The sequence below is a fragment of the Streptomyces sp. NPDC036813 genome (assembly GCF_055609245.1).
Window position 1 is genome coordinate 66,366 of sequence record NZ_JBVJPV010000016.1, and the last position, 26,037, is coordinate 92,402.

Annotated in this window: 23 protein-coding genes and 1 pseudogene; 9 read left to right on the top strand and 15 right to left on the bottom strand. The window is 70.7% G+C overall.

Annotated features, from left to right (window positions below; genetic code table 11):
- Nucleotides 1–31: 31 nt before the first annotated feature.
- Nucleotides 32–598, top strand: a complete 567-nt coding sequence (locus tag ACZ67Q_RS29535) for an RICIN domain-containing protein (RefSeq protein ID WP_471188227.1) — start codon at nt 32–34, stop codon at nt 596–598.
- Nucleotides 599–1,069: 471 nt separating this feature from the next.
- On the opposite strand, the gene ACZ67Q_RS29540 is transcribed toward ACZ67Q_RS29535, so the two are convergent.
- From ACZ67Q_RS29540 to ACZ67Q_RS29555, 4 genes are all read right to left on the bottom strand, one after another.
- The gene (locus tag ACZ67Q_RS29540; protein ID WP_471188230.1) at nt 1,070–1,210 is read right to left on the bottom strand and encodes a hypothetical protein; all 141 of its coding nucleotides are present in this window, start codon (nt 1,208–1,210) and stop codon (nt 1,070–1,072) included.
- Between the two features lie 164 nt (nt 1,211–1,374).
- The gene (locus tag ACZ67Q_RS29545) at nt 1,375–3,432 is read right to left on the bottom strand and encodes a hypothetical protein (RefSeq protein WP_471188233.1); all 2,058 of its coding nucleotides are present in this window, start codon (nt 3,430–3,432) and stop codon (nt 1,375–1,377) included.
- 238 nt (nt 3,433–3,670) lie between these two features.
- Entirely contained in the window at nt 3,671–7,615 is a 3,945-nt protein-coding gene (locus ACZ67Q_RS29550; protein ID WP_471188236.1) for a hypothetical protein, read from the bottom strand.
- Between the two features lie 452 nt (nt 7,616–8,067).
- On the bottom strand, nt 8,068–10,386 hold the full coding sequence (locus ACZ67Q_RS29555; RefSeq protein ID WP_471188239.1) for an LPXTG cell wall anchor domain-containing protein: 2,319 nt from the start codon (nt 10,384–10,386) through the stop codon (nt 8,068–8,070).
- Nucleotides 10,387–10,628: 242 nt separating this feature from the next.
- Between ACZ67Q_RS29555 and ACZ67Q_RS29560 the strand changes: the two genes are divergently transcribed.
- Nucleotides 10,629–11,108, top strand: coding sequence for a hypothetical protein (locus ACZ67Q_RS29560; RefSeq protein ID WP_471188242.1), 480 nt, complete (start codon nt 10,629–10,631; stop codon nt 11,106–11,108).
- A gap of 342 nt (nt 11,109–11,450) precedes the next feature.
- Nucleotides 11,451–12,026 carry a DUF6817 domain-containing protein gene (locus tag ACZ67Q_RS29565; protein ID WP_471188245.1) on the top strand — a complete coding sequence of 192 codons (576 nt, stop codon included), beginning with the start codon at nt 11,451–11,453 and terminating at the stop codon, nt 12,024–12,026.
- Nucleotides 12,027–12,724: 698 nt separating this feature from the next.
- Here ACZ67Q_RS29565 and mscL read toward each other — a convergent pair.
- The 3 genes from mscL to ACZ67Q_RS29580 form a co-directional block, all read right to left on the bottom strand.
- Complete coding sequence (mscL, locus tag ACZ67Q_RS29570) at nt 12,725–13,168, bottom strand: large conductance mechanosensitive channel protein MscL (protein ID WP_471188247.1); 444 nt, start codon at nt 13,166–13,168, stop codon at nt 12,725–12,727.
- A 643-nt stretch (nt 13,169–13,811) separates the two neighbouring features.
- On the bottom strand, nt 13,812–14,477 hold the full coding sequence (locus ACZ67Q_RS29575; protein ID WP_471188250.1) for a hypothetical protein: 666 nt from the start codon (nt 14,475–14,477) through the stop codon (nt 13,812–13,814).
- Between the two features lie 95 nt (nt 14,478–14,572).
- Nucleotides 14,573–14,902, bottom strand: a complete 330-nt coding sequence (locus tag ACZ67Q_RS29580) for a hypothetical protein (protein ID WP_471188253.1) — start codon at nt 14,900–14,902, stop codon at nt 14,573–14,575.
- A gap of 131 nt (nt 14,903–15,033) precedes the next feature.
- Here ACZ67Q_RS29580 and ACZ67Q_RS29585 point away from each other — a divergent pair, with 131 nt between their 5' ends.
- Entirely contained in the window at nt 15,034–16,242 is a 1,209-nt protein-coding gene (locus ACZ67Q_RS29585; protein ID WP_471188255.1) for a sensor histidine kinase, read from the top strand.
- Nucleotides 16,239–16,931 (top strand): response regulator, encoded by a 693-nt coding sequence (locus ACZ67Q_RS29590; RefSeq protein ID WP_471188258.1) that lies wholly within the window; start codon nt 16,239–16,241, stop codon nt 16,929–16,931. The genes ACZ67Q_RS29585 and ACZ67Q_RS29590 overlap by 4 nt, the downstream gene beginning before the upstream one ends.
- A 55-nt stretch (nt 16,932–16,986) precedes the next feature.
- Here the strand turns inward: ACZ67Q_RS29590 and ACZ67Q_RS29595 are convergent, their stop codons facing one another.
- The 4 genes from ACZ67Q_RS29595 to ACZ67Q_RS29610 all read right to left on the bottom strand — a co-directional run bounded on the left by ACZ67Q_RS29595 (nt 16,987) and on the right by ACZ67Q_RS29610 (nt 19,890).
- Nucleotides 16,987–17,205 carry a hypothetical protein gene (locus tag ACZ67Q_RS29595; RefSeq protein ID WP_471188261.1) on the bottom strand — a complete coding sequence of 73 codons (219 nt, stop codon included), beginning with the start codon at nt 17,203–17,205 and terminating at the stop codon, nt 16,987–16,989.
- Between the two features lie 81 nt (nt 17,206–17,286).
- Nucleotides 17,287–18,153, bottom strand: coding sequence for an SDR family oxidoreductase (locus tag ACZ67Q_RS29600; RefSeq protein ID WP_471188264.1), 867 nt, complete (start codon nt 18,151–18,153; stop codon nt 17,287–17,289).
- Between the two features lie 487 nt (nt 18,154–18,640).
- Nucleotides 18,641–19,081 carry a nucleoside deaminase gene (locus ACZ67Q_RS29605; RefSeq protein ID WP_471188266.1) on the bottom strand — a complete coding sequence of 147 codons (441 nt, stop codon included), beginning with the start codon at nt 19,079–19,081 and terminating at the stop codon, nt 18,641–18,643.
- Nucleotides 19,078–19,890: an LLM class flavin-dependent oxidoreductase gene (locus tag ACZ67Q_RS29610; protein WP_471188269.1), complete on the bottom strand. Its 813-nt coding sequence runs from the start codon at nt 19,888–19,890 to the stop codon at nt 19,078–19,080. The genes ACZ67Q_RS29605 and ACZ67Q_RS29610 overlap by 4 nt, the downstream gene beginning before the upstream one ends.
- 93 nt (nt 19,891–19,983) lie before the next feature.
- Here ACZ67Q_RS29610 and ACZ67Q_RS29615 point away from each other — a divergent pair, with 93 nt between their 5' ends.
- The gene (locus tag ACZ67Q_RS29615) at nt 19,984–20,433 is read left to right on the top strand and encodes an Lrp/AsnC family transcriptional regulator (RefSeq protein WP_471188272.1); all 450 of its coding nucleotides are present in this window, start codon (nt 19,984–19,986) and stop codon (nt 20,431–20,433) included.
- Nucleotides 20,434–20,715: 282 nt separating this feature from the next.
- The gene (locus tag ACZ67Q_RS29620) at nt 20,716–21,279 is read left to right on the top strand and encodes a hypothetical protein (RefSeq protein ID WP_471188275.1); all 564 of its coding nucleotides are present in this window, start codon (nt 20,716–20,718) and stop codon (nt 21,277–21,279) included.
- Between the two features lie 73 nt (nt 21,280–21,352).
- On the opposite strand, the gene ACZ67Q_RS29625 is transcribed toward ACZ67Q_RS29620, so the two are convergent.
- Nucleotides 21,353–21,625, bottom strand: a complete 273-nt coding sequence (locus ACZ67Q_RS29625) for a DUF2625 family protein (protein ID WP_471188277.1) — start codon at nt 21,623–21,625, stop codon at nt 21,353–21,355.
- Nucleotides 21,626–21,672: 47 nt separating this feature from the next.
- On the opposite strand from ACZ67Q_RS29625, the pseudogene ACZ67Q_RS29630 reads away from it, so the two are divergent.
- Nucleotides 21,673–21,981, top strand: a pseudogene (locus ACZ67Q_RS29630) (MFS transporter); the annotation flags it as partial.
- A gap of 514 nt (nt 21,982–22,495) precedes the next feature.
- Here ACZ67Q_RS29630 and ACZ67Q_RS29635 read toward each other — a convergent pair.
- Nucleotides 22,496–23,455 (bottom strand): SMP-30/gluconolactonase/LRE family protein, encoded by a 960-nt coding sequence (locus ACZ67Q_RS29635; protein ID WP_471188279.1) that lies wholly within the window; start codon nt 23,453–23,455, stop codon nt 22,496–22,498.
- Between the two features lie 107 nt (nt 23,456–23,562).
- On the opposite strand from ACZ67Q_RS29635, the gene ACZ67Q_RS29640 reads away from it, so the two are divergent.
- Nucleotides 23,563–24,015, top strand: a complete 453-nt coding sequence (locus ACZ67Q_RS29640) for an Lrp/AsnC family transcriptional regulator (RefSeq protein WP_471188282.1) — start codon at nt 23,563–23,565, stop codon at nt 24,013–24,015.
- A gap of 393 nt (nt 24,016–24,408) precedes the next feature.
- Here the strand turns inward: ACZ67Q_RS29640 and ACZ67Q_RS29645 are convergent, their stop codons facing one another.
- Both ACZ67Q_RS29645 and ACZ67Q_RS29650 read right to left on the bottom strand, forming a co-directional pair.
- On the bottom strand, nt 24,409–24,870 hold the full coding sequence (locus ACZ67Q_RS29645; protein WP_471188285.1) for a hypothetical protein: 462 nt from the start codon (nt 24,868–24,870) through the stop codon (nt 24,409–24,411).
- Nucleotides 24,871–25,040: 170 nt separating this feature from the next.
- Nucleotides 25,041–25,715 carry a helix-turn-helix domain-containing protein gene (locus tag ACZ67Q_RS29650; protein WP_471188287.1) on the bottom strand — a complete coding sequence of 225 codons (675 nt, stop codon included), beginning with the start codon at nt 25,713–25,715 and terminating at the stop codon, nt 25,041–25,043.
- Between the last annotated feature and the right edge of the window lie 322 nt (nt 25,716–26,037).

Genomic DNA, 26,037 nt, shown 5'->3' on the forward strand with positions numbered 1-26,037 from the left:
AACGGCACGTCTCGGCATGGAGGGAACACGCATGAACGCAGCGGCACGTACCCGGAGGAAGCTCAGCGTGGGGGCCGTGGGGCTCGCCGCCGCGATCGCGTTCGCGGCGGGGATGACGCCGGCCTCGGCGTCGGCGCCGACCGAGATCGCGTCCCCCTCGCTCAGGGACGGGGAGATCGTGGAGCTCTGGAACTACAACAGCCAGCACTGCCTGTCGGTCGGCGCCGGGAGCACGGCGGGCGGGGCCGGGATCATCCAGTGGTCCTGTTACGGCGGCGCCGAGCAGTACTGGGGCCTCTACCCCATGCCGAACTCCGGCGGCGGCTACGAGGTCGTGAACAAGAACAGCGGCAAGTGCCTGGCTGATCCGGCGAGTTCGCCGAACGCCGGCGTCCAGCTGATCCAGTACGGCTGCGACAAGGGGGCGGAGCAGACCTGGTACTTCGACCGGAACCCGGACACGGGCTTCGCCCAGATGCGGAACCGGGCGAGCGGCCTGTGCGCCGCGGTCGGCGCCTCGAGCACGACGCCGGGCGCCCCGGTCGTCCAGTGGTCCTGCTACGGCGGATCCGAGCAGCGGTGGACGACCTCCGCCTGACCGCCGACCGGCCGGCCACAAACGGGCCGTTGACCGACGTCTCGCGGCTTCTTCCTCACGAAGCCGCGAGACGAACCGCCCGGGCCGCGGCGCTCTCCTTCTCTGGGCGAGGGGCCGACCGCGGCCTCCTGCCGGCGGCCGAGCCGCCGCCAGCAGGCGGGAGAAGGCCTAAGCCGGCGGACTCCCGGGGACCCGGGGTCGAGGGCATGACCCGCTGGGCGGTGTCGGAAAGGACGACGTTGCCGGGCGGGCCGACGCGAGTGGCGTCGCACGGCCTCGGCGACAGCGCCGAGGCCCTTCCTGCCAGACCTACAGGTCACGCCGCGTCGATCCGCCAGGCAATCACGCCCGTCGCTCCCTGAGCCCCGTCGACGTCCATCCGTAGCGGCTTCTGTCGGGTGATCCGCTGCTGCATCACCGATTGATCACACGGCACTGTCGTCGCGGTGCCCGCGGTCGCCGGCTTGAACGTCAGCCGTGCGCTGCCGCTGCCGTAGCAGACCAGATCTTGGCCTCGTCGCCGGGCAGAGAGACGAGCTTGGCCCCGCTGGTGAAGAACTCCGGGGCGCCGCACTCGTCGGTATTGATGTGGCTGTCGCGGTGGCACGGCACGCTGCCCCAGGGCGGGGCGGGGGCGGCCAGCCTCAGGCCTTGGCTGCGGACCCGGTGGAGACGCACAGGACGTCGACGTCGCGTTCGAAGATCTCGGCGAAAGGGGCGCGCATAGTGCCCGCCGCGCTGGTGACCTCGCCCGGCGAGCGGACCTTGCGGACCTCTCACGCCGACGGGCCCCGGCCCTGCTCGACCAAGGTCAAGGCGTGGGCGAACAGTTCGGGCAGGGTGCGGGTCGGGAGTGGGGGCGGGTTGTCCAGTCGGCCGTTGTAGGAGCGCCGCACGCCGAGCAGGTCCGCCTTCCACGCCTCCATCGGCGGGTAGGGCTTCGCGGCGTGGATCCACTCGCCCGGCAGGAACAGCCCGCGGCCCGCGCGGGGGCGCTTGTCCTCGACGACCAGGCCGCGTTCGACGAGCACGGCGGCGGCCTTGTGGTGCCGGGCGGCCTGCCAGCCGTTCCAGGTACGGATGGCGCGGTCGCTCGGCGAACGCAGGGTCAGCAACTGGAGGTAGAGCGTTGCCGCGTCCTCGTCGATGCCGAATGCGGTGGCGGCCTGTCCCAGCACCTCGGGCGCGGAGTGCGCGGGATTCGTCTCGTACGACCCGGAGGGCAGCGTGCTGTCCTGGAGCCGTTCGACGATGCGCGCGCAGACCGGGCCGCGCAGCCACTCGACGAGCTCCGGATCGGGGTCGTAGCGGGAGCCTGAGCGGGTCGCGCGCAGGGTGCGGGAGCGGTCGTCGTCGCCGTAGAACGCCGGGCGGAAGTACAGCTTGGGCCGGGAGCGGTCGCCTCTGCGGTCAATCGTGCCGTCCACGACCACGGTCAGCCCGTCGTCGATGTTCGCGACGGTCAGGGGTTCCGGACCCTCGTAGGGGCGGGACCCGAACCGGTCGTGCACGTCGGCGACCGTGCGGCCCACCGTGTGGCTGAGGTCGCCGGCGTCCAGCAGGAGGCCCGGATGGTTCAGCCGCTCCTGCAGCGCTCGTACGAGGCCGGGAGCTCCGGCGCGGACCGGGTCGCCGGCGGGGAGCTCGGCGTAGACGTGGAAGAGGTGCGGGACGACGGTGCGCAGCGTGTCCTCGAAGTCGACGAGGGTCCAGCCCTCGGCGGTCGGGAAGGGCCGGAAGTCGCTGTTGCGGATCCAGGTGTCGAGGTCCGAGCCGAGGCCCGGGATCGAGGCGTGGTCGGTGAACGCCGCGCAGAACCGGCCGGCCGACATCAGGGGCCGATGCAGGTCGAGGACCGCGTCGAAGGTGCGCTGCGGGACCACGGTCCGGCGGCCGTACCGCTCCCGCCAGGCCTCCGCGAGCCGTTCCGCCACGGCGCGCATGCCCTGCGGCTGCCACAGCTCTGCCGGGTCTTCGGGCAGGACGTCCGCCACCAGGTCGAGGCGGTCGAGGGTGCTCATGCGGCCGGGTTCGCGGACGCCGTCCTCGATCTCGGCCATTTTGAGCCGGTGAATCTTCCGCTCCCGGTCGTCGAGGCGCGGGAGGTAGCCCGCGGTGAGCATGCCCGCCAGCGCGAAGGACGCCGCCGCGCGGCCCATCCCCGTGCCGTCCCTCAGCGCGGCCACCGCGTCGAGGTCCCAGAGCACCGGTCCGCGCTCCCGGACGAGGTCCACCAGCCGGCGTACCTGCCCGGCGCTGCCCCATCCCCCGCGCGGGACGTCGGTCGCCTCTTCGATCGTCCCGAGGCTCGGCGGCTCCGCCTCCCCCGTCCGCAGGTCGACGAACTTCCGCAGTCCGTCGGGGGCCCAGCCGACCGCGACGGCCGCGCCCCGCTCGTCCCGGACGGCCACGAGGCCGCCGTCGGCCACCCGGACCAGGCCGGTGCGGAGCCGGGCCCGCGGATCGGCGAAGGGGCTGTCCGCCCATATCTCCAACAGCGCCAGCAGCCGCCGGCGCCGCTCCTCGCGCGTGGGCTCCACGGCGGCGCGCAACGCCACGGCAGCGATACGTCCCATGAAGCGGGTCCAGGAGCCCTCCCCCGCAGTTCCCGGACCCTCCTGCGGCGCGGCCGGTTCCCATGTCCCGTCGAGGTAGCGACCCGTCCGCTCGATACCGGCGAGCACTCCCTTGCGGGTCCAGTACCCGGAGCCGTCGACGAGCCCGTCCAGCGCGGCCGCCACACCGTGATCGTCCACGGCCGCCACCTCGGCGTCCGCTGCCCGCAGCCGACCGCCCGTCATCCCGTCTTCCCCTGCCGCGTTCGAAGGTCCCATGGTCCGATCATGGCGTAGGGGTCTGACATCGAGGCCCGCGACTGAGTGCCCGTCAGCTGCGGCGCCACCGCGACGGAAACGGCGGCCGGCTCATCGGAATACCTGGTGAAGTGAATCGACGGAGGCAGCGAGCCATCAGCGACTTTCGGAGGGGGCGGACGGAGCGCAAGCGCGGGGGCCGCGGCGAAAATTCACCGCGGCCCCCGGTCGTCCGCGTCGGTCGGTCCGGCAGAACCGGCTACGACATGTAGTAGCCGGCGACGTCCGCCAGGAGGTCCACGGAGCCAGCGTGGTTGTAGAAGCTGACCTTGCCGTTCACCACGGGCACCACGACCAGGTTGGGGATGGTGGTCCCGGCGGTGAAGTTGAGGTTGGACGCGGAGGTGCGCGTCGTGCCGTCCGGGTGGACGGACACGAAGCCGGCCGCCGTGGGCGCGACCGCGGTGACGTTGAGGACGACGGCCGTGACGCCGGTGGCCGGTATGCCGTCCTTGCCGGTCACCTGGAGCGTGACGCTCTGGCCGGCGCCCACCTTCGCCTTCGGCACGCCGAGTCCGGACCGGGTGTCCATCAGCCGGGTCGGGGTCATGGGCTGGTACGCCGAACCGGTGCCGTCCGTGGTGAAGTAGCCGGCCACGTCGGCGAGCAGGTCGACGGAGCCGGCCCTGTTGTAGAACGACACCTTGCCGTCCGCACCGACCGGCACGACCACCAGGTTCGGAATCGTCTGCCCGGCAACGAAGTTGAGGTTCGACGCCGACGTCCGCGCCGACCCCGACGGATGGACCGACACGAAGCTCGCCGCCGTCGGCGCGGTGGCCGTCACGTTCAGCACCACCGCCGTGGCACCGGCCGCCGGAACCCCGCCCTTGCCGGTCACCTGGAGCGAGACGGTCTGGCCGGCGCCCACCTTCGCCTTCGGCACCCCGAGCCCGGACCGGGTGTCCATCAGCCGGTCAGGCGTGACGGGCCGGTACGTGGCACCCGAGCCGTCCGTCACGTAGTAGCCGGCCACGTCGGCGAGCAGGTCGACGGAGCCGGCCCTGTTGTAGAACGACACCTTGCCGTCCGCACCGACCGGCACGACCACCAGGTTCGGAATCGTCTGCCCGGCAACGAAGTTGAGGTTCGACGCCGACGTCCGCGCCGACCCCGACGGATGGACCGACACGAAGCTCGCCGCCGTCGGCGCGGTGGCCGTCACGTTCAGCACCACCGCCGTGGCACCGGCCGCCGGAACCCCGCCCTTGCCGGCCACCTGGAGCGAGACCGTCCCGTCCGGGCCGACCTTGCCCTGGCGCACGCCGAGCCCGGACCGGGTGTCCATCAACCGGGTCGGCGTGAGCGGCTTGAAGGTGCCGAGGCCCTTGGTGGCGGGCGGTGTCACGGTGAAGGTGCCGCGCATGTACGCCATGCCCCGGGCGATCACGCTGACGTTCCAGGTGCCCTCGCCGACGCTCGTGAGGTCCAGGGTCGCCGTCAGTGTCCGGGCGTCCTGGGAGACGGCCACGGTGGTGGCGGTGAGGGTCTTCGAGCCGTCGCTCAGCCGGACTTGGTCCCGCATGCCGAGGGCCGTGCCGGTCACCGTGAGAGTGACCGGCCTGCCGGCCGGGGCGGAGGCCGGGGAGACGGTCCCGACGGAGGTCTGCTCGGTGCCGCAGAAGGCCGCCCAGCAGTCGAGCCGGGTGCTGAAGTCCGTCACCGACGCCTTCTCGGGCAGGCCGAGGACGAAGGTGCTGGGCGACGGGTCCGAGAAGCCCGGCTCCGTCAGGTAGCACTCGTAGGCCGAGGGCAGGCCGGTGCCGTAGCAGCCGTTGTCCCCGCTCGCGTCGTACAGCGTCGGCACGGCGGTGTCCGTGCGACCGGCGGTGTCCTTGACCGTCAGGTCGAACCGGTCGCGGGCGGCGGTGGGCAGCGTCAGGCAGACCGCCGTGTGCTGCTCGTCCAGCCGGCCGGCGATCGGCCCGTAGCCGTAGGTGATGTTCGGGACCTTGGTGCATTCCGGCGCGGGGCCGGTCGGCGTGCCGATCCGCAGCGCGTCGAAACGGTAGCCGGCGGCGGCCTTCAGGTTCGGCGGGACGGAGAGGACGACCTGGTAGGTGGTCGAGCCGGTGACGGCGCAGGCGCGGTTGCGGTAGCCGCAGGTCGCCACCCCGTCGCCCTGCGCGTCGTAGGCCAGGATGTTCGCCGTGCCGAGGGGGTCACGGACGTCCAGGTGCAGCACGTCACCGGCGGCACCGGTGGTCACCTGGCGGCAGACCAGCCCGCCGGGGGCGGCCAAGGCGCCGACCGAGGACGGGCCGCCGACCGGCGTGGCGGGGTTCGCCGCGCAGCCCTTGGCGCTCTGCGTCACGTCCCGGCGGGTGAGGGTGTACGACCCCGTGGCATCGCGGCCGGTGAAGAGCACGGTGTGGGCAAGGCCCGGGGTCAGGGCGCAGGTGGTCCAGCTGCCGTAGTTGGACCGGCCCTGACAGATCTGCTTGCCGGTGCTGTCCAGGAGCGAGTACTGCGCGGCGGGTGCCCCGCTCTCTGCGACGATCTGCACGTTCTCGCTGCGGGTGTGCGCGTCGGCGGGGATGGTCAGGCAGTGGGAGAACACTCCGCCGCCGTTGGTGAGACGGGCGGCGGCGCCGGCCGCGGTGAAATCGCCGGCCGGGAAGACCGGGCAGGTGTTGGCGGCGTCCGTGCGGTAGAGCGCCAGATGGTAGGCGCCGGTCGCCGGATCGGTGTCGTCGGTGGAGACCAACGCACGGTAGGGGCCCGCTCCGGTGAGGACGCAGGTGCCCTGCGTCAGGGAGTCACCGGCGCAGACGGAGGAGCCGTCCGCTTTCACCACGGTGATGGCCGGCCGCGGCCCGGGGCCGTCGGTGGGCTTGAGGATCGCCAGGTGGGCGTTCTCGGGCAGGGGCAGCGTCAGGCAGTCGATCTCTCCGGCGGCGGTGAACGAGCCGTCGACCGCGCCCAGGCTGGTGGTTTGGCAGCCGATCGTGGACGCGCGGCCCAGGATGACGGTGGGGTCGGCGGTGGTCACGGTGTACACGGTGCCGCCGGTCAGCGAGCAGGTCCCCCAGGTCCGGCAGACCGTGGCGCCCTGCTGGTCGTAGACCTCCAGGGCCGAGCGCTCGCCTCCCTGGCTCACGCCGAACACGTCGTACGCGCCCGTCGCGGACGGGGTGAACGTCTTGCAGCCGCTCGCGGGGGAGACCACTGTCGGGGCGGAGCCGTATCCGTTCACGGGGACGGTGGCGCAGCCCTCGGGCTGTGACAGGCGGCGAATGGCCATCGTGTAGTCGGCGGGGAAGCCGTCCTCGGCGTACCTGACCTCGCCGAGCACGCGATAGGGGCCTTCGCCCGGCAGCACGCAGCCGGCGCCGTCGGCACTCTGGTCGCAGACGTGGGCGCCGGTGCCGTCCGTGATCCAGGCGACGGCGGTGCCGTACCGGACGGTCTTGAAGTCGACGACGATCCGCTCGCCCGGCTTGCCCGTGAACGGCCGGCACAGGACGCCGAGTCCGCTCGCCGCCGCGCCCGCCAGCGGTTCCTGGTTCCATGACGTGCCGGTCTCCGGGAGGCAGCCCGCAGTGCCCGCGACGAGCGGGGTGACGGTCACCGACGGTTCGTCGGGATCGACCGAGTCGTTGTCCAGGCGCAGCGTGTACTGGCCGGCGCGGGGCAAGGGGCACCAACCCGCGCCCCAGGTGGGGTCGTAGCAGTCGAGCTGCGTCTCCCCGTCGTAGACGGTGGCCCGGGTTTCGGAATGGCCGGCCAGCAGCAGCCGGTGCAGGCCGGGCTTTCCGGCGGTGAAAGTGAAGCAGGCGGTGCCGTTGCCGGCGAGCGCGACCTTCCCGACCGCCGCACCCGGGTCGCCGTACGAAGCGAGCGCCAGCGGGGCGCAGTCCTCGGCGGCCGGCGCCTTGCCCGCCGGTGCGGACTTCTGGGCGACGGACTTCTCGGTGACGGGCGCGACGGACCTCTTGCCGTCGGGCCCGGTGGATTGGGCGGCCGGCTGCTTGCCGGTGGGCTGCCCGGTGGGCCTGACGGCGAGCCCGGTGGCCGGTGTCCCGGCGGCCTCGGCCGAGCCGGCGGACAAGAGGGGCAGCAGCAGGGACAGCAACAGCGTGAGCGCAGTGACGAGTGCGGTGTACGGCGCGGGTCTTGGCGCCGTACCCGAGGGTCGTGGCATGGACCGATCCCCCCCTGGGGCGGTGATGTGTTCGAAGGAGCCGCGATGATCTCATGCCGCACCGACAGCCGATTGAGGTAGCCGACGTCAACTGGCCGAAGAACTGGGCGTTCCTGCACCCGTCCGCGTCATCGTGAAGTCCTCCCGCCGACCGCAGGCGCGCGGCGAGCTCACGCGCGGCATCCGGGCGCAGTGGTGTGCCGCGGCCCACCGCACGCAGTCAGCCCGCCTCGTTGCACCGGGCCCGGCACGAGCGTCTGTTCCGTGCCCGGCTTCCGTCGGCTTGCCCCGCGTCGACTACGTGCTGGCGACGGTGCGCGGCGGCCAGACCGTGGGCCCGATGCGGCGCAACAGAGGCGAGCCAGGGGGCGCTGGCGCGCCGCCCTGCTCGAGTGACGAAGGGGGCGGGGCCGTGGCCGGCCCCGCCCCCTGGGACGCTCGGTCCGGCCGGATCAGCGCGTCGCGGTGGATCTGCGGCGCCACCAGACGAGTCCTGCGCCCGCCGCAAGCAGCAGTACTGCTGCCACCGCGACGCCCGCGATCTCGGTACCGGTGTTCGCCAGACCGCCCCCGCCGCCGTTGTCGCTCGGCGGTGCGGACGGCGGCTGGTGGCCGTCACCCCGGGCGGTGTGCCCGGGGCTGGGGGTGGGCGTGGCCGCAGGAGTCGACGAGCCGCCGCTGGGGGTCGGTGTCGGCTTGTGCGTGGGTGTGGGCGTGGGCGTCGGGGTGCCCCCGCCGGTCCCGGTGTGCGCGGCTGTGTTGCCGCCGAGGGCGAGCAGGCCCTTGTTCTCGGCGTCGTCCGTCATGGCCTTGACGGAGATCTCCGTCGTGCGCGGGAGATAGGTGTGCTGGGTGCGGAACTGCGCCTTGTCGATGTCCTTCTTCGGCGCCTTGGAGAAGTCGACACCGCCCGACACACAGGTGGCCGGTTGGCCGGCCTTCTCGCACGGGTAGCTGTAGTCACCCTCGGTGAAGGACTTCACGTAGTCCTTGTACGTCTGCTGGGGTGTCCAGGAGCGGTTGCTGCCCCGCAGCGGCCAGTCCGTGACCTTGTTGCTGTTGATGAACGCGTGGTAGTCCGTCGGGGACGCGGCGTCCTGGCGGCGGATCCACTCGGCCGCGACCCGCGCGCTGTAGACGCGGCGCAGGTCGGCGTACGTGGCGCCGGTGTTCACCTTCTTCTCGATGTCGGGCACGATCATCGAGTCCATCAGCTGCTGTACCCGTTTGTGCTGGGCCTCGGTGAGGTTGCACGGACCGTTCGGGCTCGGGGTCTTGACCTCCTGCGGCACGGAGTTGACCTGCAGCGGGGCGTCCAGGATGTACAGGCCGCCGTCCTGTTCCCGCACCACCGCCGGCTTGGGCACGATCCAGTTCCGCACCCCGTGGGTGCAGGGGATGTTCTCCGCCGCGAGGGTGTCGAAGAGCTTCTTGCCCACCCCGGTGCGCGGGTCCATGTCCCTCGCGAAGTCGTGCTTCATCTGCAGGTCGGCCTGGAGGAGGACGCGGCCGGCGTCGGTCGTGCCGAACGTCTTGTCCATGATCCGGTCGGGCTGGTCCGGGTTGAGGTTGACCCAGAACCGGTCCGGCGTCAGGGCCAGCCAGGTGAAGAAGCTGTCCGAGATGAGCTGGGCCTTTTCCTTGCCGCCGTAGCCGAGGCCGGTGGACTCGTCGACCTTCTTCGCGCCGAACGAGTAGTTCAGGCCCTGGCCCTTGACCGGCTTGCCCACAAAGCGCAGTTCGAGGGTGGAGAAGTCCACCCCGCCCGGCCCGCGCCCGCGCAGGCCCTGCGGGTCTCCGGCGCGCATCCTCGCGTTGCGCTGCGCCATCTCCTCGGCGGTCTGCGGCGACTCCCGGACGACCTCGGAGCCGCGGCCGATGCTCTTGGAGGTGTCCTGGGCGGTGTACTTGCCCGGGGTGTACTCCGGCTCCGGGGTGGCGATGTGCTCGTACGTGGTCACCCGGCCGGAGCCCGCGAGCTGCTTGAGCCCGGCCGTGAACCGCCGGGTGTCCTCGGACTGCGTCTCACCGAAGGCGTACCGGAGCTTGTAGTCCTTGTACTTGGGGTCCTTCAGGAACGCACGGTCCTTCGGGGCCTGGCTGGCGTCGTGGTTGCCGCCGGACTTGATCTCGACTGCTTCCTGAGTCCTGCGGTTGAAGGCGTCGAACCGCCGCTTGTAGGGCTGTTTCGTCTCCGGGTCGGTGACCGTGACCGTTTCCTCGCAGATCCAGTCCGGCCCGGTCAGCCCGAGGTCCTTGACGATCTTGGCGTGGAAGGCGTTGCCGCGCGGGTTGCGGCCGTACACGTCGATGTAGGCCTCTTGCAGCCAGTTCTGGAAGCCGCCGTACTTGGTGTCGGTGCCTCCGTTGCGCTGGAGGTAGTTCTTGTAGGTGGCGTAGACGCGCTCCTTGGTCCCCTCGGCGTACGACTTGTAGGGCTTGGTGAGTTTGTCCAGGATCTCGTCGCGTTGCTCCGGATCGTCCGGCAAGGTGAGGCCGTTCATGGCCATCCGCTGGTTCGTGTACCCGTAGGTGTCCCAGTCGGCCTCGGGCCGGACCGCGTCCCCGCCCGCCCACGGCAGGTCGGCCGGGTTGGTCGGGGTGGTGCCGGTCAGGTCGAACATCTCGTCGCAGCGCTGCGCCCGGACGGCCGCGTCCGCTGTGCCCTGAAGCTGCGGCAGGCCGCTGAAGGAGAGGATCCCGACGGTGGCGAGCGCGACGGCCGCGCGCGCCCATATGCGTCCGCCGCGTCTGCTGTTCGGATGGTTCACGCGAATCTGTCTTCCCCGGGAGCCCAGAGCCGGTGGGGAGGAAACGGTGCGACGCCAGGGCCCCCGTGCTCACGGCGTCGAACGGACACGCTAGTCACCCGACGCACAGGAAACCCAAGGTTTTCCCGCCCGCGTCGCGCTCAACTTCCCTTTTCCGTACGTTCGTTACGCCTGAGAACGCTCTCGAGACGGGTTCGGCAGAGGCTTGGTCGCACCCTCCGCCCGGCCCGTACCCTGTCGGCATGAGCGAGCAGCAGTGGACGGACCACCCCCGCCTTCACGCGTGGCTGCGGCAGCAGGAGGCCGCGTTCCCGGCGTGGAGCGCCGCCCACCCGGGTGTCTGGGACTTCTCGCCGGAATCGGTCGACCGGCTGGAGGCGGTGTTCAGGGCCCGGTTCGGCACGGCGGCACAGGTGCGCGCAGCCCGGCAGACCCCCGAAGTCACCGTCCCCGCCTGGTATCTCGGCGAGGTGTGTGTGCGCGCCGGTGCCGTGTGGAAGCACAACCCAAGCACCGCGGATGACCCCGAGGTGTGGGAGGGCCCTTTCGTGGGGGTCCCTGGCGATCCGATGGAGGACCCGGACCACGAGGACCTCTACGAGGACGAGGACTACCGCCCGGCCGCGGTCCCCGTCGCCGAGCTGCGGGGCATCTTCACCAAGGAGGCCGACTGGCGGCTCAGGAAGGTGGTGGAAGAGTTCGCGGAGTGGGCCGCGGGGTGAGGGATGACCGCCGACGCACGGCCCGGATGACTCACCCGGCAGCCGTCCCGGTCGGTAGTGCCCCCTGTCCGAACGCGGGCACGTCCGCAACGGGGGGACGCGGTTACCGCGATGCCGCCGCGTGAGAGGTGGCCCACGAGGCGCTCTTCCGGAGTGGGGGTGTGGGCGTTTTCCCGGGGCGTACCGCGGTAGTCGGCGACAGCGCCCTCGTCGTCACTCAGCACTTCCGGGTCGTCGGGACCGATGCCCCCTGATCCGGCCCACCTCGGGAGGGAACGGGGGGTGGCACATCACCGCGGATCGGGTTGCTCCGAACGTCGGGTCACGACTATGACTCGTAACGTGACGACGAGCCCGAGCGAATCCGTGTCCCCCTGGACCCACGTCGAGGACTTCCTGCGCGACCACGGCGCCGACCGCATCCCCCACCCCGGCGGCACCCTGCTGGCCCATCTCTTGCGCGTCGCACGGACGTTGGCCGAGTGGGGAGCCGATCCCGACGTCCAGGCGGCGGGACTGTGCCATGCCGCCTACGGCACCGACGGATTCGTCCAGCCCCTGCTCAGGACGACCGAACGCGCCACTCTGGCCGACCTCATCGGCGAGCACGCCGAGGCGCTGGTCCACCTCTACGGCAGCTGCGACCGGGCAGCCGTATATCCCCTCCTCGGCGGGGACGCTCCGGTGGTCTTCCGCGACCGCTTCACCGGAGACGAGCACACCCCCTCCGACACCGACCTGCGTGCCTTCGTGGAGATCACCGCCGCCAACGAACTCGACGTCCTCGCGCACAACGAGGACCTGGCCGCCCGCTACGGCACCGCCCTGTACGGCCTCTTCACTCGGTCGCGCGACCTGCTCTCCTCCGCGGCATGGGCCGCCTGCCACCGGCAACTGGGGCCCGACGGCCGCCCGTAAGACGCGCCGGGGCTCCGTCCGGCGGCGGGCCGACCAGCTCACGCGGAACGCCCCACCGAGCTGAGGCGGTACGCATCGGGCAGGCAACCGAACCGGGGGTATGAGGTGGGAAGCAAGGACGGTTGCCTCCCCTCCCCCGGCTACTGGCCGGCCGTGAGTGACCAGGTGATGGAGGCCGGTGCCGTCACAGAGACTGTCGCATTGGGGCGTGTGTGGCTGAGTTGCAGTTCGTTGTAGGCGCTGCTGACTTCCTGCGCCACGCAGTCCAAGGGGAAGCTGAGGTTCGCATCAGGACTCCCACACGAGGGACCGCAGACTCGGCGTTGGGTCAGTCCTTGGGCGGCGCCGGCGTGGTGGTCGGCTCGTGCGGCAGCCCGTTGCCCTCGCTGGGCACCTCGGTGACGGCCTCTTCAGGTTCTGCCGGCGGCGCGGTGTTGATCTGTGTGTCCTCCGTGGGCGTACGTTCTGGCGGCGCACCGCGCGGTAGACCTGCTCGATGCGCTCTGCCCTCGGGCTGAAGCGGACAACGGTGCGGCGGCCGCGGACATACCGAGGGGCTACGCCGACTCCGGCGTAGCCCCTCGCGCTTTGCGGGCGTCCATGGCCCCGGCCACTACGACGAGAGGTGACCGGTGTTGCCCCTGCACGCAGCACCGCTGGCGCACCACGGCGGCTGTCACCGATCGATCAGGGGTAGGTCACCCGGCCCGCTGAGTTGTCTCCCCGGCCTGAGCGGGTACCGCAGGCAGAGGGACGGTGCAGGAGGCGCAGCGTCGGGCCTGGGCCGGGACGGGGCTGAGGCACTCGGGGCAATCCCGCTTGGGGGCTTGGACGTCGTGGTGGGGAGCGAGGCGCTCGTGCAGCTTGTTGATCGGGAGGACGACGAGGAAGTACAGAGCGCCGGCGAGGAGGAGGAAGCTGATCGCCGCGTTGATGAAGGTTCCGTAGGGGAACTTGGTGGCGCCTACTGTGAAAGTCTTGCGGGCCATGTCGCCGGTGGCACCGGTCGCCAGTCCCACGAGCGGGGTCAAAAAGGCGCTGACGAAGCCGTTGACGACGGCGGTGAACGCCGCTCCGATGACGATGCCGACCGCCAGGTCGACCACATTGCCGCGCAGGATGAAGCTGCGAAAGCCCTTCACCTTTCACTCCTTCCAGGCCCATGACGTCGACGGGCGGCGCCCGGTTCCTCACCCCGGATGCCCTTCCGTCTCTCACCCATGCCTGCTGGACGGCCGCCCACGGCGGCCACCGGCTCGCCGAGGCCGTCATCGATGCCGTCACCCGGTCCTTCACCGCGTCCCGGACCGTGCTGGGCCATCGACACTCGGAGTTCAGGGTGGCGGGGCCGGTGCCGAACTTGACCGGCTGCCAGCGACCTACCGCCGCACCCATGGCATCACACCTGGGCGGCACTGCGATCGATCCGCGCGGGCCGCCCCGGACGCTCTCGAAGCCGTGCTGCCTGCCGGTCCACGCCGCGAAGTTCACCTACACCGTCGACGGCGTGGGCGGCTGGGGCACCGTGACAGCCACCAACGGCACGGCCAAGGAACCACAGTCAAGCCGCCCCACTCAGGCCCCAACTGGCTACTCGCATACGCCTTCGATGCGGCCGGAAACGCCGGCAAGCACACGGCTACAACGTCTACGTCCCGCCCCGCGACAAGGCCGATGTTTCCGAGGAGCGGCCGGGCGCGTGCTCGCCGCTCCACCCGGCTCCGCGAAGGCGCGGTCCTGCCCGCGCCAGATGCGGACCCGGGCAGGGCCACCCCTGGGCCTCGATCAAGTGCGCGCGGGGGTCTCAGCGGGCGGACGCCGTGGGGTCAGGCGTCCAGGTGACGCCCGGTGGATGCCCAGACCGATGAAGCCGACCCAGGCCAGAGTGATCAGACCGACGAGGGCATCCGCACCCCACCCGTTGATGGCGTAGAAGTGGGTGGCGTCCATGCCGAAGTAGAGCGACGGGATGGCCAGGAGGTTGACGACTCCGACGACGATGGCACCGCGCAGGGTCCACCGTGGCACGATCCGTGACGCGGCTGTCGTGAACTGCTGCGCGGCACGGGCGAACCCGAGGAAGAACATCGCGATCCACAGGTGTGCGATCGGACCATGAGCCAATGCCATGGCGGCCGCCAAAGGGCCGTCCGTGGTCGGGTCCATCCCCCGGTCCGGGAAGGCCAAGGGGGTACCGGCCTCGAGCGAGGTGGCGAAGAGGATGACCGCGACGTAGGTGAGCAGCGACACGATGGTGAGCTGACCGACGATGGGGCGCCGGCCCGTGTCGTCCCTGGGAAGCAGGCGTGCCAGAGCGACCCCGAAGGCCGTCAGCACGGCCATGATCACCAGCGTCAGCAGGCTACGTGTGAGGACGTTCCACTGTGGGGGTGGTCCCGAGTAGACGAAGTACAAGGCCACCATCGGCACCGAGAGGGCACCCACTGCCATCCCCGCCCGGCCGGCGAACGTGGTGGTGGGCAGGTCCGATGCGCCGGCTGTGTGACGAGACGAGGCAGACAGGTTCTGGGTGTTCGATGGCGTGGTCACAGTGACTCCCGGGCGACGTCGTCTGTACCGAGGTTTCCGGTCTGGAGGCTGTGCGCTGAACCGGCGCGTGACCACTGGTCGCGGACGTGGTCCACGGACAGCAGCGCAGCGTTGACGAGGAGGGCGCTGCCGGGCGTCCAGAGCCACCACGGACCGTCGAGATGCGTGCGGAAGATGCCCATCAGCAGCCAGGCGATGATCTGCACGGCGGTCGCGAAGGCGGCCGTCGTGGTGACTGCGAAGCGGATCCGGGTGGTGGAGCGCTGGTCGGTCGGGTCCAGCCCGAGCAGCGTGATCAGGTATCGGCGAGGACGTGTGGTGTTCATGTCCTCAACCATGTCGGCCGGCCGATGCGCCGGACGTCTGCCGATCGGGACCGATCGAGTCCACGAACGGCCGATCCCTTCTACGACTTTCGTTGACTGCTTCGTCGAGGCCGGCGGTCTAGGGTGGTCCGGTGTCGTCTCCTCCCCTCGCCGTCGCCGGCGGCCGCAACGACGAGATACCGGTGCGTCGAGGGCCGTGGATCGAGCGCGGCCGCTCGGCGTTGCTGGTTCTCTCCTCGTTCGCCGGTGGGCTCGCCATGCTGTTCCTGGTCCTCGAGCAACGCCCGGGTGGAGGCTGGCGCGTCCTCGACATCTGCGTGGGCGCCGTCGCGAGTCTCGTGCTGCTGGTCCGTTACCGTGCTCCGGTCGTGGTCGGTCTGGTGCTGGCGGTCGTTGGGGCGTTTTGCGCCACCGCCGGTGTAGCCAACTATGTGGCTCTGTTCGCCGTGGCACGCAGCCGGCGTATGGAACCGGCGTTCGTCGTGGCGCTGGCCGATATCGCCGGCGCCATGGTCTTCTGGCTGTTGTATCCGGCCAACTCGGCGCTGAGTCTGACCGTGGTGGTGAACACCGCGATCGCACTCGCCGTCGTGGCCTGGGGCGCACTGCAGCAGAAGCAGCAGGACCTGGTCGCGGTCTACCGGGACAGAGCGGCCCGTATCGAGCGCGAGCGAGAGCAGCGTGCGGAACAGATCCAGATGGCCGAACGCGCCAGAATCGCCCGGGACATGCACGACTCGGTCGCGCACTACATCTCACTGATCGCGCTCTACGCCGGCGGGCTCGCGGTCGCGGGGGACAACGCCAAGAATGTCGGCACAACAGCCGCGACGATTCGCACCACTGCGATCAGTGCACTCGACGAGCTGCGCACCGTGATCGGCATGCTGCGCGACGGCACCGTCGTGACACCGCAAGGCTCAGAGCACGAGCACACCGTTGCGGGATTGATCGACGAAGCCAGACAAGCCGGTCAGTTGATCGTCGCGCACCTTGATCTGCCCGACGACAACGGCAACACCGCCGGCACAGCCGCGCTGCGGGAACCCCCGAACGCCGAGCACATCTACCGCGTCGTGCAAGAGGGGCTGACCAACGCGCGCAAGCACGCCCCTGGCGCACTGGTAACGGTGAACGTTCGCCGCGAGGGCAGTGATGCCCTCATCACGATCACCAACCCGATCGAAGAAACCGAGTCAGCTTTGCCCGGAACCGGCGCCGGGCTGAGCGGTCTCATCGAACGCATCGCCACCGTGGGAGGCGTCGCCGAACACGAAGTCGTCGACCGCGGTGAGAACACCCACGAGTTCCGACTGTCTGCGCGAGTGCCCCTGCGATGACCAGCTCTCCACCTTCCAGCAGCGCTCCCGGCGCACCCACGTCGGTGCTCATCGTCGACGACGACGCGATGGTCCGCGCCGGGCTGTCGATGGTCCTCTCGGTGGACCCCACCATCACCATCGTCGCCGAGGCGTCCGGCGGAGCCGAGGCCGTCATCGCGGCGACGCAGCACCGTCCCGACGTCGTGCTGATGGACCTGCAGATGCCGGAGATGAACGGCGTCGAGGCCACCCGGCGTGTCCGTGCGGCGGTGCCGTCGGTCGCGGTGTTGATGCTGACCACCTTCCACCTGGACACACACGTCCTCGACGCCTTGCAGGCCGGCGCGAGCGGATATCTGCTCAAAGACGTCGCGCCGCAGGAGCTCTGCCACGCGATTCACCTTGCCGCATCGGGGGAATCCGCGTTCTCGGCAACGATCACCCGCCAACTCGTGGCACGCCACACTCGCGCAGCCAACGACTCCGCCACCGCCAGAGCACGGCAGACGTTGGAGGCGCTCACCGATCGAGAACGCGCCGTGGCCGAGGCTGTCGCTGAAGGCGCTTCCAACGCGACAATCGCGAAGGCGCTCTTCATGAGCGAAGGCACAGTCAAGACACACATCTCCCGCGCGCTCACCAAGACCGGCTTGGACAACCGGGTCCAGCTGGCACTCATGGTCTTCCAGGCACAGCAGAACTCTTAGGCAGTGCGCGGGATCACCGCCTCGTGTTGAAGATCCGCACCAGGGTGCACTGATGTCAGCTGTCCGGAAGAACCACGGCGCCGGGGACCAAGCGGGCGAGTTCGGCGAGCAGCACGGCGTGCGCGAGAACCGGCGGCGGCAGAAGAACGGCGGCAACCTCGCGGGCGGCCGGATCGCGGTAGTGCCCGCGGTGCGCGGACAGGACGTGGGCGATCCGGGCGTCGACGTCGGCCCGGACGTACCCGCCGGCTCGCCGGATCAACTCGTCGCGCACGGCTTGTCCCCGTCGCGGGTCCGGTCTGCCCGAGCGTGCGTCCTTGCCCGCGGTGGGCGCGAATCAACACGGGCGCCGTTGTCACACAGTGGGCGTCGCGGGTGCCGCGTCTACCCCAGAGCGCTCGGCGGGGTCGTGGACGAAGGCGTGCGCGGACGCCAACTCGGCACGGCCCGCTGCCTCGACCGCCTCCAGGAAGTCGTAGGCGTCCGCGCCGATCGGTACGCGCAGTGGTGCCGTGGGCGCGGCCACCAGGCGCAGGACGTGGTGGGCGAACAGTTCGGGCTGGCTCAGCGCGGGGTTGCCGGGCATGCCCCGCAGACCTGCCTCGACGTCTTGCGTGCTCTGCGCGTAGGCCTGGATGCGGCCGGCGGCCTCGGCCAGCGAGGTGCCGTAGTGGGTGGCGAAACCGCCGGGCTCGACGGCGTGCACCCGGATGCCGAAGGGCGCGACTTCCGCTGCCAGAGCCTGGCTCATCCCTTCCAGCGCGTACTTGCCGGTCACGTAGGCGGACAGGCCCGGCAACCCCATCCGTCCGGCGATCGAGGAGACGTTGACGACGTGCCCGAACCCCTGACGGCGCATCAGGGGCAGCACCAGGCGGGTGAGCCGCCACGGCGCTACGGTCAACACCTCGAGTTGCTGGCGTAGTTCGTCGTCGGACACCTCTTCGACCGCGCCGAACAGCCCTGCCCCGGCGTTGTTCACCAGCACGTCGACGCCGCCGAAGCGATCGACCGCGTGGGCGACCGCCGCTTCGCACTGCTCGGCGTCGCACACGTCCAAAGCCACCGCCGACACCCGGTCCGGGTACCGGTCAGCCAGGTCATCCAAGGTGGCGGGCCTGCGGGCCGTGGCGACCACCAGGTCGCCGGCCTGGGCGGCGGCGCCTGCCAGCGCCCGCCCGAGCCCCGAAGAGCACCCCGTCACCAGCCATCGCCGCGTCATGCGTCCCCCGGTCGCCGTGTCCGTGGCCGCGGCCGTGAGCCGCGCAGGGCGATGGTGGCAGCTTCGTGCTCCGGCCGGTAGAGGCGCGCGGAAGCACAAGTGGCGTGCATCCAACCTCGTCGGAAAGTCCCGCGCGCCGTGACGTGCGCGCCACTCGGGTGCAGGAACGGGTGACGCCGTACGACGGCTGCCGGCCTGGGTGTGGGCGCCGTTGAAGGCCGGCCGGTCGGTGATGGCCGTGCGCAGCCCGGGCCGACGACGCCTCGCCAGTGGCAGCTCCTGACACGCCGCGCACAGGTGTGCAGCGGATCGTCCACCACAACGGACACACCGAGAGAGAGCAACCCCGGCCCACTCCACTCCCCCAGTCGTGGGGGAACTGACGGGCCCGATTCGCGGTGGGCCGGGGCACGTACGGCCCGAGGATCCACTGATCACCGAGCAGACCGGTCTGCCCCTCCGGTCCTGGACGGATGGCCGGTCGCGGTCATCGGGTGGGCCGGTAATAGGCCGCTACGGGGTCACGCGCCTCGTGGTGGAGGGCCGGACCGTCGTGCGGCACCGTCGGCCAGGCGCCCGATGGCGGGTGGATCGCGACGAGCTGCTCGGTCGACAGGGCGTAGACGACCCGGCCGATGCCGGCGCGCATGATGCCGCCGTCGCACATGCCGCACGGCTGGCAACTGGTGTAGAGGGTGGTACGGGCAGCGATGTCCGGGTCGAGTTCGCGGGCCGCCCAGCGGGCGAGTTTGAGTTCGGGGTGGGCCGTGATGTCGTTGTCCCGCCGGACCGTGTTGTGGGCCTCCGCGAGCACGGTGCCGTCCGGCCCTGCCAGGAGGGATCCGTAGGGCGCGTCGCCCAGGGTGACCGCATGCGCGGCGATGGCGATGGCACGCCGCAGAAGGGCCTCGTCGGCCGAGGTGATCATGATCGAGTGCTCCAGTGAGTGGCCACGGTGGTGAGTGCCCGCCATGCCGCGTCGGGCCGACGTGTTTCTTCCGGGTCCCCGTGGTAGGGGTCCAGTACGACGGTGTCCGCGCCCAGCAGGCGCAACTGGTCAAGGTCGTCGAGGATCTGTTCGACGGTGCCGACGCCGGCGGGCCGGTCGGAGGCGTCGACCGGTGCGCTGGTGACGCGCAGGGCGATGCGGGGGGCGAATGCCGGTAGTGCGTGCCGTCGCAGGGACGCGCGCATGTGGGCGAGGGACAGCCGCAGCGGGTGCCAGGCGTCACCGAATCTCACGGCGCGCCGCAAAGCCGCCTCACTGTGGCCGCCGACCCAGACAGGAACGTCGCTCTCCTGGCGCCCCAGCTCTCTGGCCTCCCGAAGGATGCCAAGACACTCGTCCGTCAGCCGGCCACGCGCCGTGAACGGCACGCCCAGGGCCTCGAATTCCTGCCGGGCCCAGCCCACGCCCACGCCGAGGACGAAGCGACCGTCACTCAGCTGGTGGAGGTTGGCAGCCATGCGGGCCACCAGCAGGGGATGCCGGTAGGGCAGGACGAGCACGGTCGTACCCAGCCGCACCGTGGTGGTGAGGCCGGCCAGCCACGACAGAGTGGTGAACGGCTCGTAGAACGGTTCCGGGTACCGCTCGGCCACGTCAGGGGTGACCGCCACATGGTCCGACACCATGAGGGCGCCCAAGCCGAGCCCCTCGGCGAGCCGCGCCCATTCACGCAGGATGCCGGGATCGGTCCCCGGGCCGAAGTTCGGTACATTGACGCCCAGTTGCATGACTCGAGGCTATCCCGGCGATCATGGCGCACGTAACGGAAGCCTCGCTGCGTGGCTGCTCCTTCTCCGTGAATTTGCTGGTACTTTCGCCGCATGGCCGGGAATCTTGACCACGTCGACTGGGCGATCATCGAACAGCTGCAACGGGAGGCCCGCATCTCCCTCAGCGAGCTGGGCCGCCGCGTGAACCTCAGCCCGTCGGCCACCACCGAACGCGTCCGCAATCTGGAGGCCCTGGGCGTCATCACGGGCTACCGTGCCGAGATCGACCTGGCCAAGGTCGGCTACCCCGTCCTCGCCGTCGTCAGCCTCAAGTATCCGGGCAACCGCCACGAACCCCTGCGCCGCCTTCTGGCTGAACGCCGCGAGATTCTGGAGTGCCTTCGCACCACCGGCCACGACTGCTACACCCTCAAGGTGGCCGCGACCTCCATGGAACACCTGGAGACCCTCATGGACGAACTGGCCGGCTTCGGCAGCACCACCACGAGCGTCGTCTACAGCCAGACCCTCCCCTACCGCGGCCCCGTCCCCCCGAACTGACAACCGCCTGCGCGTACCAGCCGCCCCGTCAGCCCTCGGCTTCCTCGGCCGACCCCTCCGCGGTGGACACCGCACCCTCGCCGAAGGCCGGCACCTCCCCGAGGTCGTCCTGCGCCGGCATGGACGGAGTCCATGATCCACAGCGCGATGCCGATCACGGCCAGGATGGTCCCGATGGTCCTCGTGCACACCGGCCCGGTACAACGCCCGAGGTGCCGGGCACACCCCATCCCGGATCGCCGGGCCCGCTGAGACAGCAGGAAGACGCTGAACGTCACGCTGGTGAAGCCTGAAGCCCGCACCCGTGGTGGCATCGGCGTCCGCAAGTCCCCCGCCGGCGGGGCGCTGTCATGCCCGTATGTCACCATGCCCGGATACACCGACCGCCCCGGGGGACACATGCGCATCGCCGCCGTCACACTCGCCGCCGCCCTGCTCGCCACGCTCACCGCCTGCTCCTCCGGCGACGACAGGGCGGACACCCCGAGCAGCAGCCCGACCACGGCCGCGAAGACGCCTACGGATACCCCGGTACCGGCCGACAGCGTCGACCTGGAACGCGTCGCGGGAACGTACGCGGATCTCTACTTCGCGGGGAACGGAGTGAGCGCCTACGCCTTCCTGTCAAAGCGCTGTCGGGCCAAGGCCGACCCGGGTGTGTACGCGGCCACCGTGGAGCAGGCCGCGAAGGGCTACGGGCCCGATCACCCTGCGACGGACGTGCACGCCACGGTTTCCGGGGGCATGGGCCGCGTCTCGTACAAGGTGAAGGGCCTGCCCAGGTTCGACCAGCAGGCGCAGCCGTGGACGTTCGAGAGGGGCGCGTGGAAGTACGACGCCTGCTGACCGTCGCCGCCAGGACGCCACTCCAGGGCTGCCCCCTGGTCTCTGCAATCGCCGGCTGGACCGGGCGGCCGGTTCACACGGTGCCAAGAAAGCCCGGATCAACGCCGTCGAAGTGCCGGCACGAATCCCGGGCGACGCCGAGCAACTCCCTCATGGACACGGCGCGGCGGCTGGTCGCGGAGATGTCCTGACGGGCCTCGCCAGACCACAGCGGTGGAAACAGTGACAGGCCCTGCTCACCGTCCAGCGCCCGTACCTCCTCGTGCCAGCCGGACCAGCGCAGACCTGCGTAGAACTCATCGAGTGCCCCGGACACCAGCCAGGCCGGCCACGTCGAGTGACCCACACCCAGAGCCTCCCAGCGCAGGGAGTCCGGGGCGAAGTAGACAACCTGTCGCCACCGACGGCATCGCCGAGGAGGAGCAGGGCGTCGCCGGCGGGCTGCTGTACACGTCTTTCCAGTTCGGCGCCGCTCTCGGTCTGTCCTCCGTCGCCGCCGTCAATACGGGGGCCACGGACGGCACCTCGCCGGCGCAGCTCCTGGACGGCTACCAGGCCGCTCTGATCGTGCCGCTGGTCGCAGCCCTCGTCGCCGCCTTCGTCAGCGCCTTCGGCCTCCGCAGCCGGGCCGCGGCGGCCTGCGCGGAGCCCGTGGCCGTGGAGGTTCCCGACACCGCCGGCCGTGTCGAGGCGGCGAGGTAGTCCGTCCCTCCGCCGCACAGGCTCGGCCTGCCCCAGCCGCTCGGCCCGCTCCACGCGCGCGGCAAACCGCGGACGCACACAAGCGGCATTGCCCTGGGCACCATGCCCCGGTCGGCCGGAGCAATGCTTTTCGTTCCCCGCCCGGCGCGACACGGCGCGTTCAAGGGCGCCCAGCCGACCGCGCCGCCTTTCGCCAGAGATGTTTCGCTAAAGCAGCGGATTCTGTGCGTGACCTCCCCTCCGAGAGAATACGAATGACCGTCGGTCCAAAGAAAAGTGCGCACCATAAAGCTGCTGACGCACATTCCGAGGAGACGGGACGACCGCGACCGGGTGAGCCCATTCCCACTTCAGGCAGCTCCTGGTCAGCACCCACTGTGGTCAGCCCACCACGCCTCCGGCATCCGCGTCCTGGCGGTCTGCCCCGGCATGACCACGGCCCCCCAACCCCACCACGACGCCCCGCCGGCGGCACCTTGGACCGCCGGGCGCAACCGCAGCCGGCAGCGGGGGTTCACCGGGGCGCCGGCTCCAGCCAGGGCCGTCGCCCCGGTCCGGTCGGGTGCGTGCCGGTGACGCCCATGACGACCGAGTACAGGCTGGTCTGCGCGGTGATGAAGAGGCGGTTGCGTTTGGGGCCGCCCCAGGAGATGTTGGCGACGCTCTCAGGGACGTCGAGGCGGCCGATCAGGGTGCCGTCGGGGTCGTAGCAGTGCACGCCGTCGTCCATCGCCGCCACCCACAGCCGGCCTCCGTCGTCGAAGCGGAGGTTGTCGAAGCCGGCCTTCTCGCGGACTCCGGCCTCGGCGAAGACCTCGCCCTCGGACAGGGTGCCGTCGTCGCGTACGTCAAAGACACGGATCACGCCCGCCTTGGTGTCGGAGACGAAGAGCTGTCGCTCGTCGGCCGAGAAGACCAGCCCGTTCGGCGCGCCGAAGCAGTCCGCGACCAGCCGTACTTCACCCGTGGCCGGGTCGATCCGGTAGACGTTGTTGGAACCGATCTCGCTCTCCGCGCGGTGCCCCTCGTAGTCGCTGGTGATGCCGAAGTCCGGGTCGGAGAACCAGATCGAGCCGTCGGATTTCACGGTCGCATCGTTCGGGCTGTTCAGGCGCTTGCCCTGCCAGCGCTCGGCCAGCACGGTGACGGTGCCGTCGTGCTCGGTCCGGGTCACCCGGCGGTTGCCCTGCTCGCAGGTGATCAGCCGGCCCTCGCGGTCGAGGGTGTTGCCGTTGGTGTGTCCGGCGAAGCGCCGGAAGACACCGACCGAGCCGGTCTCCTCGTCCCACCGCAGCATCCGGTCGTTGGGGATGTCGCTCCAGATCACCTGGCGCCAGGCGGGCAGGTAGATGGGCCCCTCGGCCCAACGGCAGCCGGTGTACAGGACCTCCAGTGCGTCATCACCGTTCATGCACCTGCCGGTGCGGAACCGGTCGTCAAACATCTCGTACAGACTCGGGCGCCCGCCGCTCATGGAGTCGACTCCTCACGAAGGTCATGGAGTGCCGAATGTGAATCGGCACAAAGCGCATGTTGCAGGATGCAGTATGGTCATGACCAGTGAATGCCGAATGGAGAGTTGTGGATCACATTGATCGTGCGCTGCTGGTCCAGCTCCAGCAGGACGCCACCCTGTCCTACGCCGCGCTCGGACAGGCCGTCGGCCTGTCCGCCGGTGCCGCCCACGAGCGGGTGCGCAAGCTGCGAGAGCGCGGCGTCATCCGGCGCACCACGGCCGAAGTCGACCCGGCCTCCGTGGGCAGCGTCGTCCTGGCCTACGTGATGGTCGACTCGTCATCCTGGATGGGTGATTCGGCGCAGGACTTCGCCGCGATCCCCGAAATCCTGGAGGCGCACGTCATCGCCGGCAGCGCCTCGGTGCTGGTGAAGGTCAGAACCGCGACCACCGAGCAACTACAGGACGTGCTGCGCCGGATCTACGCCATCGACGGAGTCAGCGGAACGCAGGCCACAGTGGTCCTGGAAACGTTTTTCGAGCGTCCGCTCTCACCGATGACCGTCGACCGGCCCTGAGCGGCCGGGACCCCGTACTGGCTTCGCTGGCCGAATCTCGCACCGCATCCACGGACGTCCCACCCCCCGCATCGTCCGACTGCGGTAACACGCCGACCGGTCAGGGCACGGGAGCGAGCAGGGTCGCCGTCGGCCGGCTCGGTCACGGGCCGCGAGCCCACGCATCGAAGGGGCAGGGCGCTCACGGCCGTGCGCGCCCTGCCCCCTCGGCGGCCGCGGTGACGGACCCTCGTCGCCCTGCCCTGCGGATCTCCTGATCATGAGCGCCCGCACCGGGCCGGCCCGCGGCCCGGACGCGTTGCCCCGCGCGCCGATGGGGGGCGCGGGGCATCGCGTCCGGGCGGGTGGGGAGTACCCGCCCGGCAGGCCGTCGACGCGAGACCGCTGGGACCGTCAGATGTCGATGACCCGGTAGGCGATGGTGTAGACGCCGCCGGACCCCTCGAGCGAGCGGTACTGGATCTCGGCACCCGCCTCACTGCCCGTCACCAGCGTCGAACCCAGCTTGTCGTCGCTGCTCGTCGTGTCGTAGTCCCACAGCGTCATGGTGCGCGCCTGCTGCTTGCCCAGGACGAGGGCCGCGTTGCCGTTGCCATCGGTCATCGGACGGACGTAACCCGGGCCCATCGTCTGGTACTTGAGGCTTCCCGGCCACACCTTGACGGCGTTTCCGTTGGCGTCGGTGACCTTCAGGTAGGCCTCGTCGTGATCACCCTCGCTCTGCTGGTGACACGTCAGCTCCAGCAGTTCGATGCGGACGTAGTCGATCGGCTCGGCCTGGGCCGCCGCGGCGAATCCGGTGACGCTGCCCAACGAGAGCAGAGCGGCCGTGGCCACTCGAGCGATTCCACGCATGGTTGCTTCCCCCTTGAGTGAGATGGCGGCCCCGCCTTGCCCTGCGAAGCCTGTGCCTCCCCCGGCACGCATCCACCCTGCCCGCCGCCAGCGCCTCGCATCTACGCGCGTTCCACTGAGCGGAACGCGGCCGGGCACGCCCTCACGGACGTGCGCGGCCGGGCACGCCCTCACGGACGTGCCTCGATCCCGGACCGGCCCAGTGCACGGGTGACGGCGGCGGCTGCTTCGGCGACCCGGTCCGCTGCCGCCTCCAGCCGCTGCCCGGCCTCGACCATCACGGCCACCGCCCCCACCACGGCCCCCGCCGGGAGCCGCACCGGCAGCGCGGCGCAGCAGACCCCGGCCACCACATCCTCCCGGTCCAGGACGGGGCCGCTGCGCACCGGACCTCGCAGGGCCTTGCCCAGCGCCGTGTCCAGCGAGAACGCCTCGCCGTTACGGACCGGCACGAGTGGCTCTATCCGGCCGGGCACCGAACACACCGTCAGAGCCCGCTCCTTGTGCATCACCGCCAGCACCGCGCTGCCTCCCGTGGCGGCCCTCAGCCGGTGCAGCGGCAGGCGTCCCGCCATGCGCAACCCCGGGTGCGGCTGCCACGCCTGTCCGAGCCGGTAGAGCTGCGCGCCCAGCCGGTAGCGCACGCCACGGCGCTCCACTGCCCCCAGTGCCACCAACTGCTCCAGCAGCCGGTGAGCCGTGCTCTTGGGCACCCCGCAAGCGACCGCCAGTTCGGTCACCCCCGCCTCGTCGCCGTGCTGCCGCAGGGCTTCCAGGAGCGCGAACGCCCCCTCCAGCACTCCCCGTCCTCTGTCCGCCGCTCGTGTACGTACGGCTGTGTTCATGACATCCCCCCGGATGGCGCGGCCCGGTCGCGTCCCCCAACAACGGCCGCGGTGCGGGCCCTTGGCGTTTGCGGCCATTTTCTCCGGACCTGCGTGCCGGGCGGAACCATTCCGCCGTGTCGCCCCGCACACACGGGGGAACGTCGCCCCGCACACACCGGAGAACAAGGGGTTCATCCGCCGTGATCGAGCCGACGCCCAGGACCTGTGATCCCTCGACGCGGACCTGGGAGGGCCCCGACCGCCACAGGGGCGCGGTCGGAGCGTTGGAGCTCTGTCCTGCTTGTGATCTTGTATGGCGGTGTTGCAGGCTTGCTGCTGC